Raw genomic sequence first — 17,696 nt, 5'->3', positions numbered from 1 at the left:
CCATGCTGAAGCTGGCCAGTTTGGGCAGCGGTAGTGAAGGCAATAGCTGGTTGTTTGTGGCTGAGTCTGCTTCCGGTCAACCTGACACCTGCGTGATGGTGGACTGCGGCTTTGCAGTCAAGGAGACAGTGCTGCGCCTGCACAGGCGCGGGCTGACTCCCGAGCAGGTGACTGGTATCGTGGTTACACATGAGCACGACGACCACATCGGTGGGGTGTTCAAGTTCAGCCGGAAGTTCGGAACACCCGTGTATCTGACCCATGGTACCTGGCGTGCCGCATTGCGCAGCAAGCTTTCGACAGCAGACTACATGGACACAGGGCTGGTGCGCCTCATTGATACGGGGGCGACGTTCCCGCTTGGCACCCTTCAGATCCATCCTTTTCCGGTGCCTCACGATGCGGCTGAACCTGTTCAGTTGCTGTTGCAGCATGGCGGCGTACAGGCTGCAATTTTGACGGATTGCGGCTCATCCACGCCGCATTTGGTGGGCATGCTGAATCAAGCGGATGTGTTGGTGCTGGAGTCCAATCATTGTCCACAACGCTTGCAGCGTTCAGCCTACCCGGAAAGTTTGAAGCGAAGGGTGGGGGGCGACTACGGGCACCTCAGCAATGAAGTGGCTTGCCAGATTCTGACAAAGCTGGATTCCGGGCGCTTAAAGCATGTGATTGCTGCGCACCTGAGCAAAAACACCAACTGTCCCGACTTGGTCCACAGCATGTGGGCACAGGCCTTGAATGGCCGCTCAGTGACGTTTCAGATTGCCTGTCAGGAAGAGGGGGTGAACTGGGTGGCCTGCCATCAGGCCGGTGGTGCTGCGCAGGGCTTGCAAGCCGCTTGATCCGATAAAGCCATAAAAAAACCCCAAGGCAAAACCTTGAGGTTTTTTGTGTTCTCGATTGAGAACGGAAGAATTACTTCTTCTCTTCTGCAGGAGCAGCAGCAGGTGCAGCAGGAGCAGCAGGTGCTTCTGGAGCAGCAGCAGGAGCGGCAGGAGCAGCAGCAGGAGCTTCAGCAGCGGGGGCAGCAGCAGGAGCAGCAGGAGCAGCTTCTTCTTTCTTGCCACAAGCGGCCAGAGCAACAGCGAACAGAGATGCGATCAGAATCGAGTTTTTCATGTTTAATCCTTTTGGGGTCACGAAATTGACGCTGGTTTAGGGCGCCGTTTATTGAGCAAAGAGACCCTTTGCAGGGCCAGGAATTACCCAGTTTCCAAATACACAGCGACTTTGCACTGCACAAGGAAAACTTTGCAAATTCTAACGAAGTGTCCGTCAAATTCAAGTCATTCTTGCGACCAAATTTTCGAGAACGCCTTCTATTGACTTTGCACAGTCGTTTCGAATTTTAAATGAATTCCTTCAAATTAGGGTTTCAACCCATCCGGCTTTGGCAAAACCGATTAAAAAATATTGAAATTCTTTGTTCTCAAGTGCCGTTTTAGCTTGATCTACGCTCATTTCCCGCTGATTGCACAGCTTTTGAAGCCAAGACAGACAGATTCGGTCTGTGGGCTTGATCGCCTCGCCATTGATGAACACCTGCTCGTTGCGGAACAGCATGCGTGTTTTCATCGAAAGGGCGATTCCACGCTCAGTCAAAGCCTCCAAAATATCTGAAGGAGTCATCTCCTCAGTGTTGTGCGCAAAATACACATGAGGCTTGGGTTCTGTCAGCAAAGTGCCTAGGCTGTGGGTGGTGTGGGCCTCGGTCAACGGCAGTTGTGTCAGCAGTTGCAGGGTATGGGCAATCATGTCGTCGGGCAGCAGGCCCGGTTGGTCGCTTACTCCCCGGCCTGGGTCCTTGAACAGGGCGGACTGATACTCCGGCGTGTTCTCAATTCTGTCGGCAAGGTCGCGCAGCACACCGCCCAGCAATTCCGCGTGTGTGGGCGCCCTAAATCCGATGCTCAAAGTGGCGCACACGCCCTCAGCCACGCCGTCATGCCCGTAATTTGGGGGCAGGTACAGCATGTCCCCGGGCTCAAGCACGTACTCTTGCGTGGGTTCGAAGTGCTTCAGTATTTTCAGCGGGCAATCGGGCACCAGGCTTGAGTCGGTCAACGGGCCAATGCGCCAGCGTCGCCGGCCAGACATTTGAAGCAGAAAGACATCGTATGAATCGTAGTGGGGGCCAACGCCACCCTCGTCACTGGCCAGGCTCAGCATCACATCGTCCAGGCGCGCGTCTGGAATGAAACGGAATTGCTGGAGCAGGTCGTAGGCTTCGGGCAGATGATGGTCCAGCCCTTGAAGCAGCACTGTCCATCGCTTGGTTTTCAGCGAGGGCAGGGTGTCGAAGGGCCCCTTGTCCAGTTGCCATCCCTTGGATGTGTTGCGGATCAAGCGCGATTCTATGTCCTCATCCGAGGCCATTTCTGCAATGGTGTCCAGATCGCAGAGGGCTTCAAAGTCGGGAAAAGCTTGCCGGAACAAGCGTGGCCTGATGTGCCAATCTTCCTTCATGAATTGCTCAATCGGCAAGCCGGACAGGTGGGTCAAAGGAGTGATCATGCTTGAGTGTGAGGCCTGCGCCCCCGGTGATTTCAGAGTCAATAGCGCGTATCATAGGCCACCTTGAGTCGGGCCCTGTCGGGGCCCTGCTGTTTTGGAGCGATGAATGATTGTTGAAGAAGGCACCGTGGTCACGGTGGATTTTGAAATGCGGGATGCGCAAGGTGAGGTGATTCAACCCCACGGCGGTGACCCGATTGTGTACCTGCAAGGCGGCGAGCTGGAGGTATTTCCAAAACTGCAAGAGGCCTTGGCCGGCAAGTCAGTGGGCGATGAAACCTTTGTTCAACTCGAACCCGAAGACGCCTTCGGTGACTATGACCCCGAATTGATGAGGATTGAAGACCTGGAGAATTTTCCAGAAGAATTGACGGTTGGAATGCAACTGGAAGAAGTGCCCGTTGATGACGAGGGCAGCCCAGACGAGCAGGCCGACGAGCACAACACGGGCTATGGCCGTTTGTGGACCGTGACCGACATTGCCGACGGCAAGGTGGTGTTGGATGGCAATCATCCCTTGGCAGGCATTGCCTTGCGCTATCACCTGAAAATCACCGACATTCGTCCAGCCAACCCTGATGAGTTGGCCAACGGCGCTGCGTCAGAATCGTTGTTCAGCGTGGCCCCCAACCCGGGTGCCCACAAGCTCAACTGAACATCGGCCCAGGGCCGCCCTTTCAATGCAGCGGAACGCTTTCCACGCGGAAGGGTTCCGTTTGCCCCGGGCTGACGGTGACTTTCACCCATGAGCCTGTGAAGGGGTGGCCCCAACATTCCACCCTGCGAATCATGGCCTGAGTTTCTGGTTTTGCCCCAAATCGTTTCAGGTCTGGGGTGTCCCATTTGAATCGGTGTGTGTCGCCGTGCGCAATGAGCAATGGCCGCCGGGTGTTGTCCACCAGCTTGATCAGGCGCTTGAGCAGGCTTTCATAGCCATCCCCAGTTTTCCACAGACGGTCTAAGCTCCAGGCGCGCCCGGAACCATCAATCGGGTTGCCTTGAAAAGCGACAATAACTTCCGTGGGCGGGCTGTCGGTCAGGAATTGCTTTTCGGCTTCACTGAGCCAGGCGTCAATCGCCGCTTCACGGGTCACAAACAGTTTTTGTACTTGTTCATCGTGCAGCCCCCGTGAGCCTGGGTTGTTCAAGTCGTTGTTGCTGCCCGGCACATTCAGCGTGATCATCAACGTGCTGCCTTGGCGCCACATCAGGTGTTCTGGAAAGCCCAGCTCAGTTTGTTGTTTCACCTTGATGGGGTTTTTTCCAAGGCTCTCGGGTTTCGAAAACACTTGCTTGCGCAGAAATGCCAGCCTTTCCTGCGAATTGAAGCTGCCGTTGCTTTCGCGGTGACAGTCGGTCCATTCGTTGTCCCCGGGAGTGAACACCAGTGGTTTTGCGGATTTTCTCAACTGGTTCAGGCGGCGATTCAGCAGGCCGTCGGTGCACAGTTCCCCGCCGCCCTTGATGTCACCAACGTGCATGATCCAGTCCACCTCGTTGTTCTCGGTGATTTGCTTCAGGGTGTTGTCCAGAACCGCTTCCTGGCTGTTGCTGTAGGGTTGGTCGCCGATCAGCGCAAAGGCGAATGGTTTGTGAAAAAAAGTGCGCTCGATGCGGTCCGTAATCCGTTCGATGAAGTTGGGAGTGTCCTCGTTCTGTGCCAGCGCGCTGTGGTGCCAAACCACACCCAGGCACCAAACTGCAAGGGCAATCCAAAATGTCTGTGGGCGTGTTCGCAAGGGTCTTGATCCGGTCGGCATGTTGTAACTTCGACTCCTGAGCTGCGCGATGGTTCTTGTTGCCTTCAGTGCAGTTTGCCCTGAAGTTGTTTCAGTTGAAACAGCGCATCCAGGGCTTGACGAGGGGTGCATTCATCCGGGTCAATCTCGGCCAGTTTTTCAAGAATGAGTTCAACAGCCTCGGGCAGTGGCGCTTGGGTGTTGGCCACTTGGGCAACCGGTGGGTCGAACAGGCTGGTTTGTGGTGAGTTGGCCCGCTGTTCTGCTTCCAGTTTGTCCAAACGCTTTTGCGCATTCTTGACGACCAAGCCTGGCAGGCCTGCCAGTTTGGCCACCTGCAAGCCATAGCTTTGACTGGCAGGGCCCGCTTCGATGCGATGCAAAAACACCAGCTTGCCTTGGTGTTCGGTGGCGGACAGGTGAATGTTGAAGGCGTTGTCCTGTTCGGCCGCCAGTTGGGTAATTTCGAAGTAGTGGGTGGCAAACAGGGTCAGGCATTTGTTGGTGCCAGCCAGGCGTTTGGCAATCTCCCACGCCAGGGAAAGGCCATCAAATGTGGAGGTGCCACGGCCAATCTCATCCATGATGACCAGGCTTTGTGCGCTTGCTTGCCTCACGATGGTGGCGGCCTCCGTCATTTCAACCATGAAGGTGGAGCGGCCACCGGCCAAGTCATCCGAAGCGCCGATTCGGGTGAAGATACGGTCGAGCAGCCCCACGCAGGCGCTTTTTGCCGGCACATACGCGCCCATGTGGGCCAGCAGGGCAATCAAGGCGTTCTGGCGCATGTACGTGCTTTTGCCGCCCATATTGGGGCCGGTGATCAAGGCCATGGTTTTGCCGTGGTGCAGGTGGCAGTCGTTGGGGGTGAACACCTCCACAAGCTCCTCCAGCACAGGGTGGCGGCCTTGCGCAATGTCCATCATGGGGTGCGAAACCAGTTGTGGGCGCGTCCACTGGGACTGGCTGGCTACCTTGGCCAATGCCGACAGGGCATCCAGTTCCGAGAGGGCACGTGCACAGCGCTGAAGCACCGGGGTGAACTGGATCAACCACTGTTGCAGTTGGTCGTACAGCACTTTCTCCAGGTTCAGGGCCTTGTCTTTGGCGGACAGTGCCTTCTCCTCAAACGCTTTCAGTTCGGGGGTGATGTACCGCTCGGCGTTTTTCATGGTTTGGCGCCGAACATAATGCACGGGCACCTTGTCAGCCTGGCTGCTGCTGACCTCGATGTAGAAGCCGTGCACGCGGTTGTATTCCACCTTCAGGTTGGCAATGCCCGTGGCCTGTCGTTCACGTTGCTCCAGTTCAATCAGGAAGGCACCGCTACCGGTTTGAATGTCACGCAGTTCGTCCAGTTCGGCGTTGTAGCCGGTTCGAATCACGCCGCCATCGCGCAGCAGGGCAGGTGGGTTGTCGTCCAGCGCCAGGTCTAACTCAGCCTTCAGATTGGGTGGGCAGGCCAAAGCGTCAATGGCCGCTCTGAACACCGAGCCTGAGCCGTCGAATGCGGTCAACGCATCCTGAAGGGTTGGCAGGTGGCCAAGGCTGTCGCGCAGGGCAAGCAAGTCACGTGGCTTGGTGTTCAGCAAGGCAATGCGGCTGGCAATCCGTTCGATGTCTGCAAAGTGCCGCAGTTGGGCCAATGTGGCTTCACACCGAGCATGCCCGGTGTTCATGTCCAGTGCAATCAACTCGGCAATCTGGTTTTGCCGGTCGTTGATGGCAGACAGGTCGCGCAGGGGTTCAAGAATCCACTGCCGAAGCCGGCGCGCACCCATGGCACTGCCGGTGTGGTTCAAGCGCGAAAACAGGGTGGGGGCAGCATCACCGCGCAGGGTGGTGGTCAACTCGAGGTTGCGTCGGGCGGTGTCGTCCAACACCAGAAAGTCGTCGCTCGATTCCACCTGAATGTCGGACACATGCCTGAAGGTGTCGGTACTCAAGTGCGTTTCACGGGCGTATTGCAGGGCTGCACCCATGGCGGGCACGGCGAGGGTGGCTTTGTGCAGCTCGAGGCTGTCCAGGCTGGCCGCTTCAAGAACAGTTTTAAGGTGGGCATTGGCCACGCTGGCGTCAAAATGCCACGCTGGCCGCTCCATGCAGGCTGGTGGGTTCACCTGAAGCAGCGCCTGCTTGTTGTTGGTGAGCACTTCTGCGGCATTGAAGCGGCTTAATTGTGCATTCAGTGATGCGGCGTCGCATTCCAGCAACCGGATGGAGCCTGCTGACAAAGCCAGACAGGCCAGCCCCCAGCGTTGACCGTCCTCGGTGTACAGGCTGACCAGGGTTTTGTTTTCCTGATCGGGCAGCAGCGCGCTTTCAGTCAGTGTGCCCGGTGTGACCACGCGGGCAACCTTGCGCTCCATGGGGCCTTTGGTTTGTCCGGGTGTGCCCACCTGTTCGCAAATGGCCACCGACTGCCCCATGGCAACCAACTTGGCCAGGTATTGTTCGGCAGCGTGGAACGGCACGCCAGCCATGGGGATGGGCTGCCCGGCGGACTGGCCACGGTGGGTCAGGGTGATTTGAAGCAGTTGGGCGGCGCGCTGTGCGTCTTCGAAGAACAACTCATAGAAGTCCCCCATGCGGTAGAAGACCAGCTTGTCGGGGTACTCGGCTTTCAGACGCAGGTACTGCTGCATCATCGGCGTGTGGTTTTCAAAGTCCAAGGCGAATCCTGCAGGTCAAGGTTGGCGGGAAAACGCCCGGTCTTGGACTTTGGTCCAAATCGCCGGGCCAAGCCGCTGGGTGGTTGACTTACTTGAAACTCAGAAGGTATTGCAACGCTTTGGGGTTACCCGCAACTGCATTGCCGGTGCTCATGAAATCGCTGTCGCCGTTGGGGTCGGTGATCAGGCCACCGGCTTCGGACACCAGCAGCACGCCCGTGGCCAAGTCCCAGGGTTTCAGGCCAAAACACAGGTAGCCATCCAGCCGGCCGCAGGCCACATAGGCCAAGTCCAGAACTGCAGAGCCTGATTTACGAATACCGGCGGTGCTCTCGGTCAAGGCCAGCATCTTGCGTTTCACGTGTTCAGAACCCTCGCTGACGCCGCTGGGAAATGCAAAGCCAATCAGGAATTCATTGGGCTTGCTGCGTTTGGAAACGCGAATGCGGCGGTTGTTCAAGAAGGCACCTTCACCTTTGGAAGCAGTGAACAGGTCGTTGGTGGCCGGGTTGTACACCACGGCTTGTTGAACCTGGCCTTGCACGCGCAGGGCGATGGAGATCGCGTAGTGGGGCAGCCCATGAATGAAGTTGGCGGTACCGTCGATGGGGTCGATGACCCACTCATGGTCGGATTGCCCGGAAGCGCCGCTTTCCTCGGCTAAAATGGCGTGGGATGGAAAGGCGGTGCTCAAGACCTCAATGATGGCTTGCTCAGCGGCCTGATCCGTTTCAGTGACAAAATCATTGGGGCCTTTGACACCCACTTTGACCTGGTCGAGGTCGAGTTCGGCGCGGTTGACGATTTTTCCAGCGGCGCGAGCGGCTTTGACCGCCACGTTCAGCATCGGGTGCATGGCCTTTCCTTCAAGTCTAAATTGCGTTTAACCTGACATTATAAATGAGCCCAGCTTCAGACCTGCATTCCATCTCCATTGTTCTGGTAAAAACCAGTCATCCGGGCAATGTGGGTTCGGTGGCTCGCGCCATGAAAACCATGGGCCTTCACGATCTGAGGCTGGTTCAACCCAAAACGGCCGACATTCAAAGGCATGAGGAGGCCATTGCCCTGGCCAGTGGCGCTTCAGACGTGCTGGCCAATGCGCGAGTGTTTGACAGCCTGCCCGAGGCGCTGGCCGATTGCCAAAGGGCGTATGCCCTGTCGGCCCGTTTGCGTGAGTTGGGGCCCGCACTGCAAAGCCCGGCGCAGGCCGCCCTTGAGGCGCTCAACGACTTGGGTGGCGGCGTTGAACGCAGCGCGTTTGTGTTTGGTGCTGAACGAACCGGCCTGACCAATGAGGAATTGGGGCAGTGTAATCGGCAGGTCTATATCCCATCGAACCCTGAATACAATTCACTGAACCTGTCGCAGGCCGTTCAGATTGTGTGCTACGCCCTGCGGGTGCAGTGGGAGGCAGGGCAGGGCCTGCCCTCAATGCCCCGTGTGCCCAACCCGGAAAAGGCGGTACCGGTCGCCCCCCGATTGGCCACTGTGAAGGCCGTTGCCGATTTGCAGGCCCATTGGCTGCAAGCCATGGAATCTGTGGATTTCCTGAACCCCAGCAAGCCTAAAAAGCTGGTTCCCCGTTTGGCCCGCTTGTTGGGGCGGCTTCAGTGGGAGCAGGAAGAAGTGGATATGCTCAGGGGGTTTTTGGCTGATGTGGTGCGTGTGGCCCAGGGCCGTTTGTACCCGCATGAAATAGAGCGCCGCAAACAGGACAAGGGCTGATGCTGATACACTGTTTGCCCGCGAGGGCCGCCAGCCTTGGCCCCGCAGTTCCGATGGAATGACCATGTGGCAACGCATACAGGAAGACATTGACAACATTCTGGCCAAAGACCCTGCCGCGCGCAGCCGTCTGGAGGTACTGCTTTGCTACCCCGGCCTTCATGTGCTGATTTGGCATCGAATGGCCCATGCCTGCTGGGCAAACGGCTTTTCCACCTTGGCCCGCTTTTTGTCCCATTTGGGCCGTTTCTTCACGGGCATTGAAATACACCCCGGTGCTACTGTTGGCCGGCGTGTGTTCATCGACCACGGCATGGGCGTGGTGATTGGTGAAACAGCCGAGATTCATGACGATTGCACCATTTACCAAGGCGTGACGCTGGGCGGCACTTCCCTGGACAAAGGCAAGCGCCACCCCACACTGGAAACCGGCGTGGTGATTGGTGCAGGTGCCAAGGTGTTGGGCCCATTCACGGTTGGGGCTGGTGCCAAGGTTGGGTCCAACGCGGTGGTGACCAAACCTGTGCCGGCTGGGGCCACTGCTGTGGGTAACCCCGCCCGCATGATTCTCAAGGAAGAGGGCGAGCCTGCCGAGCCCTTGTCAGCAGCGGCGCGCACCAAGGCCGAGTTTGCGGCTTATGGGGTGTCCAAAAATGGGGATGACCCGTTGATCAAGGCCATTCATGGTTTGATTGAGCAAGCCATTGCCCAGCAACAGCGCATTGAGCAACTCGAACGTGGTCAAAGTGGGGCTGGCGGCAGTACCGAAGCAATGCCTTCACCCTGCGAGGAGTTGAAGGCACTGAACAAGTTGGTGGACGACTGATCAGCTTGTTCAGTTGAACAGGGTCAGGGTGTAAGCGCCGTTGCCACGCAAGGTTAGATAACCCCCGCGGCGGCGGCCATCGCTTTCATCATCATGCTCGGTGTCCATGCACCAATCCGGCAATACCAAGCGCATGCCGTCCTGCAGTTGGCCTGTCATGGTCTGGCTGAGTTGGCTTTCGGTTTGGGCCGCCTGGTGAACGGCGCATCGGTGGGTGTGGCCGTGAACCAGCACATTGAAGCGGCCGACATAATCACCATCAGGCCAGTGCCCCTTGAACGCTTTCTGTACAGCCAGAGCATTCACATCCTGAATGGCCAGGCTGCTGCTGGCCTTGTGTTGCATGCTTTCGCTGCGTATGGATTTGGCCAGTTGTTGCCGTGCGGCCAAGGGCTGTGCCAGCAGGGCGTCCTGCCAGGCTGGGTTACGGCTTTGAAGGCGGAAACGTTGATAGGCCACATCATCGGTGCAAAGCTGGTCGCCGTGCGATAACGCGATAACCAAGGCACCGATACGGATGAATTCCGGGTCGGGCAGCAAGGTCATGCCACATTCATCAGCAAATCCGTCTCTAAGCAGGAAATCCCGGTTGCCGTGCATGAATTCAACACGGCATCCGCAGGCCACCGCGCTTTGAATCGCGGTTTTGACGCGGCGGGTGCAGTCGTCGTCTTGGTCGTCACCCGCCCACACCTCGAAAACATCACCCAGCAGCAAAACCCGGCTGCCTTCCTGCGCCACACTGGCCAGCCAGGTTTCGAAGGCGCGCAGGGTGTTGGGGGTCTCCGTGCTGAGGTGCAGGTCGGACGCGCAATGAAGCACGTCCTGAGGGGACAGTTCCAGCACCGAGAGTTACAGGACTTCGACGCTCTGGATGATCACGTCTTCAACGGGAACATCCTGATGAAAGCCTTTGGAGGAGGTGCGTACACCCACGATCTTGTCCACAACGTCGGTGCCTTCGGTCACTTTGCCGAATACGCAGTAACCCCAACCTTGAGGCGTGGGGCTTTTGAAGTTCAGGAACTCGTTGTTTTCGGTGTTGATGAAGAACTGCGCAGTGGCCGAGTGTGGGTCGTTGGTGCGGGCCATGGCAATGGTGTACTTCTCGTTTTTCAGGCCATTGTTGGCCTCGTTCTTGACGGGCGCACCGGTATTTTTCTGTTTCATGCCGGGCTCGAAACCGCCGCCTTGGATCATGAAGCCATTGATGACGCGGTGAAACACGGTGTTGGAGTAAAAGCCGCTTTTGGCGTACTCCAGAAAGTTGGCCACAGTGTTGGGGGCTTTTTCAGCGTCCAGGGCGATGGTGATGTCGCCAAAATTTGTTTTGAGTTTAACCATGGGTTTCTTCTTTGTTTGCGCGAACGCGGTGAGAACAGAGGAATGTCCAAAAGCAGCAGCCAAAGCGCCGAATAGGGACCACTTAAGCAATTGTCGTTTGCTGGATTGCACGAATTGTATCCTTCCTGATTAGAGTTTTTCAGTGTCTTCCTGAATGATTTGCCAGCGAGTGCCCGATTTCATCCAGTATTGTTGTTTGCGCACTTCCCCGTAAACATCGTCCACTTGCCGGAAGGACACCCACATCATGTCGTTGCGCTCGCTGGGGTAGCGCATCATGGTCAGCTCGTCAATTTTGATGTTGCCGAAGGCGCGTTGGTTCAGGTGTTTGTTGCGCTGCCAGCTTTGTAAATCTTGCCCGTCAATACGAACGTCGCTTGAATAGTGGTACAAGCCTTTGTTCAAGCCCCGTTCCAGGTCGTCTTTCCACGCCTTCAGTACCCGAATGGCCGCTTTGCGCTGGCTTTGCCACACGTCTTGGGCAACGAAGTCCAGCCGTTCTGCAATCACCACCTGGGTGTTGCCCACTTTCACGAATTGCTTGAGCGCCAGCAAGTCCTGATTGGCCAGCACCACGCAACCATCGCTGGCTTTGGGCGGGCGGCTCACGTATTGCTTGGGCATGCCGTGCAACCAGATGCCGTAACCGGTCTTGCCTTGGCGCTTGTCCCAGGTGTTGGGGTAGTTGATGGGCAATGCGATTGGGCCGTAGAAGTCGCTCAGCTTTTCTTTGGGCAACAGCTCGGTGATGGTGTACACGCCAATCGGGGTGCGTTTGTCACCCTCCCGGCTTTTCACAGCCCCCATCCGGCCTTGGGAGACATAAAAGTCGGTGACCAAGCGTGGGTAGGGGAACATGTTCTCGTACAGGAACAGGCGGGACCGTGAAGTGTCCACCAAAATCACATAACGCTGGTCGCTGTTGAGCTCAACGAGTTCAGCGGGTAACAGGTCTTTGCGTGGGCGGTCCCGGACTGCACGAAACCGCGCGACGGCTTCATCTTGAAGCTCTGCGAGGTCTTCGCGTTTCGATTTGGGCACATTGGGCACATCGCCAATGCGTTTGATCTGGCGACCAGCCTTCAGCGAAAGAATGTCGCCGCGAATCATGTGGCCCAAGTGAAAATTGGGAAATTCAGCCAGCAGCCGGTCTGTCAGGCGCAAGGCTTCGTTCAGCTTGTTGGCACTGAGGGCAAGGTAGATGTCTTCCACCGCAGTGTCGATGACCGGACGGTAAGCCTGAGCATCGAAGAGTTGGTTGGCCAGTGGGTTGCTGCCTGTGCGTGCGTCGCCCAAGGCGGCCATCGCAAAGGAGCTGTTGCCCGGTTTCACAAAACTGGGGGCTGCAGTGAGCCCCCAGATGGCGATGGGCAACACAAGCATCAGGCCCTTGCGCAGGGCCGAACTGGCCAACTTCGACATTTATCCTCCAACGCGCTCGCTGACGATTCTCCATGTGCCGCCTTCAAGGCGCATGGTCAGGGTCTTAGTGGATACGTTGTTCAAACGGTTCGAATAATAGCCTTGCTTGAATTTGACCACAGCTTCATCACCCGTAATGGTGATTAATGGATTGTCGACTTCCACGCGGATGGTTTCCTTGCCCACAATCCGCTGCTCGCGCATCTTCTCCCAGTTGGCTCGGCTCATGTTGCCCGGGGTTTCGAAGGACTCGCTGTAGGAATCGAGGTAGTTGGCCATGTCTTGGCTGGACCAAGCCTTCGCCCAGCGTTCAACTGCAGCCAGTACTTGTGTGTCGGAACCCAAAGTGGCTGATTTGCCCGAGCTTGCGGGCGCACTGGCCGAAGCGCCAGGTGTGGTTGCGGAGATGGCAGGCAGGCGAGTGCCGGCTGCTGCACCAGCAGCGGCCGCACCTGCGGCAGCCGCCACAGTGCCGGTTTTGCTCTCGATCGGTGCTGTTTTGGCTGGCGCTGCCGGGGCTGCTGGTGCCGGCTCAACTGCTTTGGGTGTTGGCGCTGGGGTTGGGGCTGGCGTTGGTGCCGCAGCCACCACGGTGTTGTTGCCTTTGCCTTTGCCTGTAGTGGCGGGTGCGGCTGACGCTACGGTGTCGGCGCCTTTGCCCGCGATCAAATTGCGTACCAGCGACAATTTGGTTTGCGCGGTCTGGTTCCGGCCATCCAGTTGCAAGGCTTTGTCGTAGCTTTGTGAGGCCAATTTGGCGTACACATCGCCCAGGTTTTCATGCGCAGTGGCGTAGCTGGGGTGAGTGCGAATGGCCATTTCAAGGGATTCGCGGGCCTTCTCGTACTCGCCACGGCCTGCATACAGCACGGCAAGGTTGTTATAGGGCTCGGGCAGTTCAGGGAAGTCTTCGGTCAGCTTCGTGAAAATCACAATCGCTTCGTTGACTTTGTTGCGCTCAGTCAGGATGAGGCCCTTGAGGAAGCGCATTTGGGCATCGTTGGGGCGGTTGGCCAAGTAGGCATCGGCCCTGGCAAGCGCTTGGTCAAACAGGCTTTGCTGAATCAGGCGCGAGACTTCATCGGCTTCATCGGCCCGGCTGGGGCCTGCGGCCAACGCCATGCCCAGCAATGCGCAGGCCAGAATAATTTTTCCCTTGTTCGTTGTTGGTTTGGTCGGGTTTGACTTCATTGTTCGCTAGTCCTGATTTGCGTGCATGATTGGGGTGAGCCGCCGAGAGGCCCGGAACGGAAATACCGCTGTCCGGCTAAATGATATACTCGACGGCTATTGTAGCAAGCCCTAAAGCGGGTTGAATGGTTCATCAAGTCCGGTCCAAAGCCGGTTTTTGGCGACAGCCCCGCTTCAACCGCCGTTCACCCACACCATGACTTCGTCGCTTCATATCTACAACTCGCTGGCTCGTCAGAAACAGGCCTTTAAGCCCATTGACCCTAACCATGTGCGCATGTATGTCTGCGGCATGACTGTGTATGACTTTTGCCACTTGGGGCATGCCCGGGTCATGGTGGTGTTCGACTTGCTCAAGCGTTGGTTACGCGCCCAAGGCTACAAGGTCACCTATGTTCGTAATATTACCGACATCGATGACAAAATTATCCGCCGGGCCCTTGAAAACGGTGAAAGCATTCGGGCATTGACTGACCGATTCATTGCGGCCATGCATGAAGACGCCGATGCGCTGGGTATTGAGCGGCCCGACCATGAACCCAGGGCTACAGAGTACGTGGCCCAGATGCAGGCCATGATCCAAACGCTGATGACCAAGCGCCTGGCTTATCAGGACGACAGCGGTGATGTGAATTTCTCAGTGCGTGCTTTTCCTCAGTATGGGCGTTTGTCCGGCAAAAGCCTGGATGAACTGCGCGCCGGTGAGCGGGTTGGAGTCTCTGACAGCAAACAAGACCCTCTGGATTTCGTGCTGTGGAAACGTGCCAAACCCGAAGAACCCGCCGATGCGAAATGGGACGCCCCGTTTGGCGAAGGGCGGCCAGGCTGGCACATTGAATGTTCAGCCATGAGTTGCGCTTTGTTGGGCAATGAGTTCGACATTCATGGCGGCGGTGCAGACCTTCAATTTCCCCACCATGAGAATGAGATTGCCCAAAGCGTTGGGGCCAACGGGGGTGAGTTTGCCCGTCACTGGATGCACAACGGTTTTGTTCGCGTGGAAACCAATGGGCAGGAAGAAAAGATGTCCAAGTCCTTGGGCAACTTTTTCACCATCCGCGACATTCTGAATGTCTACGACCCTGAAGTGGTTCGCTTTTTCATTCTGAGGGCGCAGTACCGCAGCCCGCTGACCTACTCGGAAGCGCATGTGCAGGACGCTCGCGCTTCGTTGGGCCGCTTGTACAAAGCCATCGGTGATGCGGTGGCTGCAGAACAGTTGGATTGGTCCAACGACTACGAAGCCCGTTTCGCGCAGGCCATGAATGACGACATGAATACCCCGATGGCCGTGTCGGTGCTGTTCGAGATGGCCAATGCCATCAACCGCACCCATGACTCGGCTTTGGCCGGCCGTCTGAAGGCGCTGGCCAATGTGCTGGGTTTGTTGGAGCGCACGGGCGAGGCTTTCCAGAAGGCCACTGTGGGTGAACAGGCTGGCCTGTCCGAAGCCGATATCGAGGACTACATCGCCCAGCGTGCACAGGCCAAGGCCGACCGGGATTTCGCCAAAGCCGACGCCATTCGTCAGTCGTTGCTGGAGCAAGGTGTCGTGCTGGAAGACGTGCGCGGCGGGCCCACCCAATGGCGAAGAACCTGACCCGCCACAGTTTTTCCAACGACGAACAGGCACCCAGTTATTGGAATGAGGCCTGTTCCGCCTTGTCCGCTTTGCACCCAACGTGGGCTTTGCTGATTCAGGCCCACAACGACCGGGCCTTGCGTTCTCGGGGCGCACCGTATGAAACGTTGCTGCGCTCGCTGATTGGCCAGCAAATCTCGGTGAAGGCGGCTGATGCGGTGTGGGGCAGGGTGGTGGAATGTTTGGGGGGTAGCCTCAACAGTTCCACTTTGCTGGCGTGCAGTGATGAAGCTTTGCGAGCCGCGGGTTTGTCCCGCGCCAAAGTGACTTATGCACGTGCCCTCAGCGAATTTGACCAAGCCGGCCAATTGAGTTTGGATGCTTTGCAGGCACTGGACGATGAGGCCTGCAGCCGACATTTGTGTCAAATCAAGGGAATAGGCCCATGGACAGCCCAAATGTTCATGATGTTTTGTCTGCGACGCCCTGACATTTGGCCGGTGGATGATTTGGGCGTACAGAAAGCCTTGTCGCGACAATTCCTACAAGGCCAGCCCGTTGGGCCTCAAGAAGCACTACAATTCGGGGAAACATGCCGACCTTGGCGCACCGTAGCCGCCTGGTACCTGTGGCGCAGTCTGGACCCGGTGGTCGTCGACTACTAATGAGATCCTCATGAAGCAAACATTTCTTGATTTCGAATCACCGATTGCCGAATTGAAAGGCAAGATTGATGAGCTGCGCCTGGTTCAGGACGGCTCGGCGGTGGACCTGTCTGAAGAAATTCGTCGCCTTGAAGGCAAAAGTGATCAGCTCACCAAAGAGCTGTACGCCAAGCTGACCCCTTGGCAGGTGTCGCAGGTGGCCCGTCATCCACAACGGCCTTACACGCTGGATTACATTGAACACGCCTTCACCGATTTCCATGAACTGCACGGCGACCGCCATTTCGCCGATGACGAATCGATTGTTGGCGGACCGGCGCGCCTGGATGGTGAGGCGGTGATGGTGATTGGTCACCAGAAGGGTCGCGATGTGAAAGAGCGTACACGCCGCAACTTCGGCATGTCACGGCCAGAAGGCTACCGCAAAGCCTTGCGTTTGATGAAAACAGCTGAAAAATTTGGCTTGCCGATTGTGACTCTGGTGGACACCCCGGGGGCTTTTCCCGGCATTGACGCAGAGGAGCGGGGCCAGTCTGAGGCGATTGGCCGTAACCTGATTGAAATGGCACAGATTCAAGTGCCCATTGTCAGTGCAATCATCGGTGAAGGTGGCTCGGGTGGTGCGTTGGCACTGGCCGTGGCCGACCATGTCATTATGCTGGAGTACTCCACATACTCCGTGATTTCCCCCGAAGGGTGTGCATCCATCCTGTGGCGCAGTGCCGAACGTGCGCCCGACGCCGCTGAGGCGCTGGCGGTGACCGCCAAGCGACTGCGTGACCTCGGCTTGATTCAGGAGATTGTCAAAGAAAGTTTTGGTGGCGCACACCGCGACCACCAGCAAACGGCGAACAATCTGAAGGCGTCCATCAAGGCGGCCTTGAATGTGCTGACCACCTACAAAACATCCACATTGCTCGATGCCCGCCACGACCGCTTGATGAGCTACGGGCATTTCAAGGTGGTGCAAGCCTGATCAGGCTCAGACCATGAGCCTGGACCCTCAGGCCGAGTCGCTTCAGTCGGCATTGCAAGCAGCGGTGCTGGCCGGGTGGCGCAGCGCAGCCAATTCTGATCCGAGTACGCCCAATCAAACCACAACAGGCCCTGTGGCAGTGGCGTATTCGGGCGGTATGGATTCAACAGCCCTCCTGCACACCATGACCAAATTGGGTCTGCCCGTTCAGGCGGTCCATGTCAACCACCAGCTTCAAGACGTTGCCGCTGATTGGCCTGCGCATTGTCGGCGGGTGTGCGCGATGCTGGGTGTGCCCCTCACGGTATTGACAGTCCACGTCGACCGAAGCGACGGCACCGGCCTTGAGGCCCAGGCCCGCGCGGCCCGGTATGCGGCGATCGGTCAATGGATGTTGGACTCCGGGATTACACAACTGTGGTTAGGCCACCACCGTGACGACCAGGTTGAAACGGTGCTGCTGCAATTGCTTCGTGGATCTGGTTTGAGGGGCATCGCCGGCATGCCGCCTTTGGGGCCATGGCCCTCGGCGCAGTACTCACATCAACTGATTCGCCCTCTGCTGCAATGGAGCAAAGAAGACCTGCGCACCTGCGTTGCTTTGGCGGGCCTGCCGTGTGTGGACGACCCCAGTAACAGCGATGTGTCATTGCGCCGCAATTGGCTGAGGGAGGTGATGTTGCCGCAGTTGCGCAGTGAGTTTCCCCAGACCGACCACGCGGTGTTGCGCCTGGCTGAGCATTTTCAGGAATTTTTCGCCCAACGGGATGCCACACAGGGGCCGCTTCTGGACCAACTGCTGGACCAGCAAGGCCGATTGAAACTTGCTGCATGGCAAATGCTCGAGGAGCCCTTGCAGCGTGACATACTGCACACATGGTTGGGTCAGCACGGTATTCGTTGTGGGCGTGATGCCCTCATTGAACTGCATCGCCAGTTGACGCACACCGACAAGGGCGGGGTGCGGCAAGTCAAAGCGGGCTGGGCGGTTCGGGTGCATCGTGGTTGGGCCAGCGTGGTTACACAGGAGTGAC

General features: G+C 57.4%; 17 protein-coding genes. 8 read left to right on the top strand and 9 right to left on the bottom strand.

Going from position 1 to position 17,696, the window contains the following annotated elements:
• Positions 1-2 precede the first annotated feature (2 nt).
• Positions 3-845: an MBL fold metallo-hydrolase gene (locus ACK4FF_RS06135; protein WP_409705970.1), complete on the top strand. Its 843-nt coding sequence runs from the start codon at positions 3-5 to the stop codon at positions 843-845.
• Positions 846-918: 73 nt separating this feature from the next.
• Here ACK4FF_RS06135 and ACK4FF_RS06130 read toward each other — a convergent pair whose 3' ends face one another.
• Together ACK4FF_RS06130 and ACK4FF_RS06125 are read right to left on the bottom strand one after the other, a co-directional pair.
• On the bottom strand, positions 919-1,122 hold the full coding sequence (locus tag ACK4FF_RS06130; protein ID WP_409705967.1) for a hypothetical protein: 204 nt from the start codon (positions 1,120-1,122) through the stop codon (positions 919-921).
• 243 nt (positions 1,123-1,365) lie between these two features.
• A complete protein-coding gene (locus ACK4FF_RS06125; RefSeq protein WP_409705964.1) occupies positions 1,366-2,517 on the bottom strand; it encodes a cupin domain-containing protein in 1,152 nt (383 codons plus the stop codon).
• Between the two features lie 106 nt (positions 2,518-2,623).
• Between ACK4FF_RS06125 and ACK4FF_RS06120 the strand changes: the two genes are divergently transcribed.
• The gene (locus ACK4FF_RS06120; protein WP_409705961.1) at positions 2,624-3,172 is read left to right on the top strand and encodes a peptidylprolyl isomerase; all 549 of its coding nucleotides are present in this window, start codon (positions 2,624-2,626) and stop codon (positions 3,170-3,172) included.
• A 22-nt stretch (positions 3,173-3,194) separates the two neighbouring features.
• Here ACK4FF_RS06120 and ACK4FF_RS06115 read toward each other — a convergent pair whose 3' ends face one another.
• The 3 genes from ACK4FF_RS06115 to ACK4FF_RS06105 all read right to left on the bottom strand — a co-directional run bounded on the left by ACK4FF_RS06115 (position 3,195) and on the right by ACK4FF_RS06105 (position 7,784).
• Positions 3,195-4,202 carry a metallophosphoesterase gene (locus ACK4FF_RS06115; RefSeq protein ID WP_409705958.1) on the bottom strand — a complete coding sequence of 336 codons (1,008 nt, stop codon included), beginning with the start codon at positions 4,200-4,202 and terminating at the stop codon, positions 3,195-3,197.
• Between the two features lie 119 nt (positions 4,203-4,321).
• Positions 4,322-6,904, bottom strand: a complete 2,583-nt coding sequence (mutS, locus tag ACK4FF_RS06110) for a DNA mismatch repair protein MutS (RefSeq protein WP_409706603.1) — start codon at positions 6,902-6,904, stop codon at positions 4,322-4,324.
• A 112-nt stretch (positions 6,905-7,016) separates the two neighbouring features.
• The gene (locus tag ACK4FF_RS06105; protein WP_409705955.1) at positions 7,017-7,784 is read right to left on the bottom strand and encodes an inositol monophosphatase family protein; all 768 of its coding nucleotides are present in this window, start codon (positions 7,782-7,784) and stop codon (positions 7,017-7,019) included.
• A gap of 44 nt (positions 7,785-7,828) precedes the next feature.
• Here ACK4FF_RS06105 and ACK4FF_RS06100 point away from each other — a divergent pair, with 44 nt between their 5' ends.
• Positions 7,829-8,656: an RNA methyltransferase gene (locus ACK4FF_RS06100; protein WP_409705952.1), complete on the top strand. Its 828-nt coding sequence runs from the start codon at positions 7,829-7,831 to the stop codon at positions 8,654-8,656.
• A gap of 64 nt (positions 8,657-8,720) precedes the next feature.
• On the top strand, positions 8,721-9,482 hold the full coding sequence (cysE, locus tag ACK4FF_RS06095) for a serine O-acetyltransferase (protein WP_409705949.1): 762 nt from the start codon (positions 8,721-8,723) through the stop codon (positions 9,480-9,482).
• Between the two features lie 9 nt (positions 9,483-9,491).
• Here cysE and ACK4FF_RS06090 read toward each other — a convergent pair whose 3' ends face one another.
• The 4 genes from ACK4FF_RS06090 to ACK4FF_RS06075 all read right to left on the bottom strand — a co-directional run bounded on the left by ACK4FF_RS06090 (position 9,492) and on the right by ACK4FF_RS06075 (position 13,439).
• Positions 9,492-10,328 carry a UDP-2,3-diacylglucosamine diphosphatase gene (locus ACK4FF_RS06090; RefSeq protein ID WP_409705946.1) on the bottom strand — a complete coding sequence of 279 codons (837 nt, stop codon included), beginning with the start codon at positions 10,326-10,328 and terminating at the stop codon, positions 9,492-9,494.
• A 6-nt stretch (positions 10,329-10,334) separates the two neighbouring features.
• Positions 10,335-10,826 carry a peptidylprolyl isomerase gene (locus ACK4FF_RS06085; protein WP_409705943.1) on the bottom strand — a complete coding sequence of 164 codons (492 nt, stop codon included), beginning with the start codon at positions 10,824-10,826 and terminating at the stop codon, positions 10,335-10,337.
• Positions 10,827-10,955: 129 nt separating this feature from the next.
• Positions 10,956-12,248, bottom strand: a complete 1,293-nt coding sequence (locus tag ACK4FF_RS06080; protein WP_409705940.1) for a murein L,D-transpeptidase family protein — start codon at positions 12,246-12,248, stop codon at positions 10,956-10,958.
• Positions 12,249-13,439: a tetratricopeptide repeat protein gene (locus ACK4FF_RS06075; RefSeq protein WP_409705937.1), complete on the bottom strand. Its 1,191-nt coding sequence runs from the start codon at positions 13,437-13,439 to the stop codon at positions 12,249-12,251. It abuts the gene before it with no gap.
• 196 nt (positions 13,440-13,635) lie between these two features.
• Between ACK4FF_RS06075 and cysS the strand changes: the two genes are divergently transcribed.
• The 4 genes from cysS to tilS are packed head-to-tail and all read left to right on the top strand — an operon-like array spanning position 13,636 to position 17,695.
• Positions 13,636-15,039, top strand: coding sequence for a cysteine--tRNA ligase (gene cysS / locus ACK4FF_RS06070; RefSeq protein ID WP_409705934.1), 1,404 nt, complete (start codon positions 13,636-13,638; stop codon positions 15,037-15,039).
• Positions 15,024-15,686 carry a DNA-3-methyladenine glycosylase family protein gene (locus ACK4FF_RS06065; RefSeq protein ID WP_409705931.1) on the top strand — a complete coding sequence of 221 codons (663 nt, stop codon included), beginning with the start codon at positions 15,024-15,026 and terminating at the stop codon, positions 15,684-15,686. The genes cysS and ACK4FF_RS06065 overlap by 16 nt, the downstream gene beginning before the upstream one ends.
• 10 nt (positions 15,687-15,696) lie before the next feature.
• Positions 15,697-16,662 (top strand): acetyl-CoA carboxylase carboxyltransferase subunit alpha, encoded by a 966-nt coding sequence (locus tag ACK4FF_RS06060; protein ID WP_409705928.1) that lies wholly within the window; start codon positions 15,697-15,699, stop codon positions 16,660-16,662.
• Positions 16,663-16,675: 13 nt separating this feature from the next.
• The gene (gene tilS, locus ACK4FF_RS06055; RefSeq protein ID WP_409705925.1) at positions 16,676-17,695 is read left to right on the top strand and encodes a tRNA lysidine(34) synthetase TilS; all 1,020 of its coding nucleotides are present in this window, start codon (positions 16,676-16,678) and stop codon (positions 17,693-17,695) included.
• Position 17,696 lies beyond the last annotated feature (1 nt).

Origin of the sequence: Limnobacter sp. (assembly GCF_046297615.1) — a bacterium.
Taxonomy (GTDB): Bacteria; Pseudomonadota; Gammaproteobacteria; order Burkholderiales; family Burkholderiaceae_B; genus Limnobacter.
This window is presented reverse-complemented; position numbering and strand designations above follow the sequence as displayed.

Excerpts from the sequence above, each read along its gene's own strand:
- ACK4FF_RS06080 (WP_409705940.1), bottom strand. The coding sequence starts at position 12,248 with ATGTCGAAGTTGGCCAGTTCGGCCCTGCGCAAGGGCCTGATGCTTGTG.
- ACK4FF_RS06125 (WP_409705964.1), bottom strand. The coding sequence starts at position 2,517 with ATGATCACTCCTTTGACCCACCTGTCCGGCTTGCCGATTGAGCAATTC.
- ACK4FF_RS06120 (WP_409705961.1), top strand. The coding sequence starts at position 2,624 with ATGATTGTTGAAGAAGGCACCGTGGTCACGGTGGATTTTGAAATGCGG.
- ACK4FF_RS06060 (WP_409705928.1), top strand. The coding sequence starts at position 15,697 with ATGAAGCAAACATTTCTTGATTTCGAATCACCGATTGCCGAATTGAAA.
- tilS (WP_409705925.1), top strand. The coding sequence starts at position 16,676 with ATGAGCCTGGACCCTCAGGCCGAGTCGCTTCAGTCGGCATTGCAAGCA.
- cysS (WP_409705934.1), top strand. The coding sequence starts at position 13,636 with ATGACTTCGTCGCTTCATATCTACAACTCGCTGGCTCGTCAGAAACAG.
- ACK4FF_RS06085 (WP_409705943.1), bottom strand. The coding sequence starts at position 10,826 with ATGGTTAAACTCAAAACAAATTTTGGCGACATCACCATCGCCCTGGAC.
- ACK4FF_RS06130 (WP_409705967.1), bottom strand. The coding sequence starts at position 1,122 with ATGAAAAACTCGATTCTGATCGCATCTCTGTTCGCTGTTGCTCTGGCC.
- ACK4FF_RS06065 (WP_409705931.1), top strand. The coding sequence starts at position 15,024 with ATGGCGAAGAACCTGACCCGCCACAGTTTTTCCAACGACGAACAGGCA.
- mutS (WP_409706603.1), bottom strand. The coding sequence starts at position 6,904 with ATGATGCAGCAGTACCTGCGTCTGAAAGCCGAGTACCCCGACAAGCTG.
- ACK4FF_RS06100 (WP_409705952.1), top strand. The coding sequence starts at position 7,829 with ATGAGCCCAGCTTCAGACCTGCATTCCATCTCCATTGTTCTGGTAAAA.
- ACK4FF_RS06105 (WP_409705955.1), bottom strand. The coding sequence starts at position 7,784 with ATGCACCCGATGCTGAACGTGGCGGTCAAAGCCGCTCGCGCCGCTGGA.
- ACK4FF_RS06135 (WP_409705970.1), top strand. The coding sequence starts at position 3 with ATGCTGAAGCTGGCCAGTTTGGGCAGCGGTAGTGAAGGCAATAGCTGG.
- ACK4FF_RS06075 (WP_409705937.1), bottom strand. The coding sequence starts at position 13,439 with ATGAAGTCAAACCCGACCAAACCAACAACGAACAAGGGAAAAATTATT.
- cysE (WP_409705949.1), top strand. The coding sequence starts at position 8,721 with ATGTGGCAACGCATACAGGAAGACATTGACAACATTCTGGCCAAAGAC.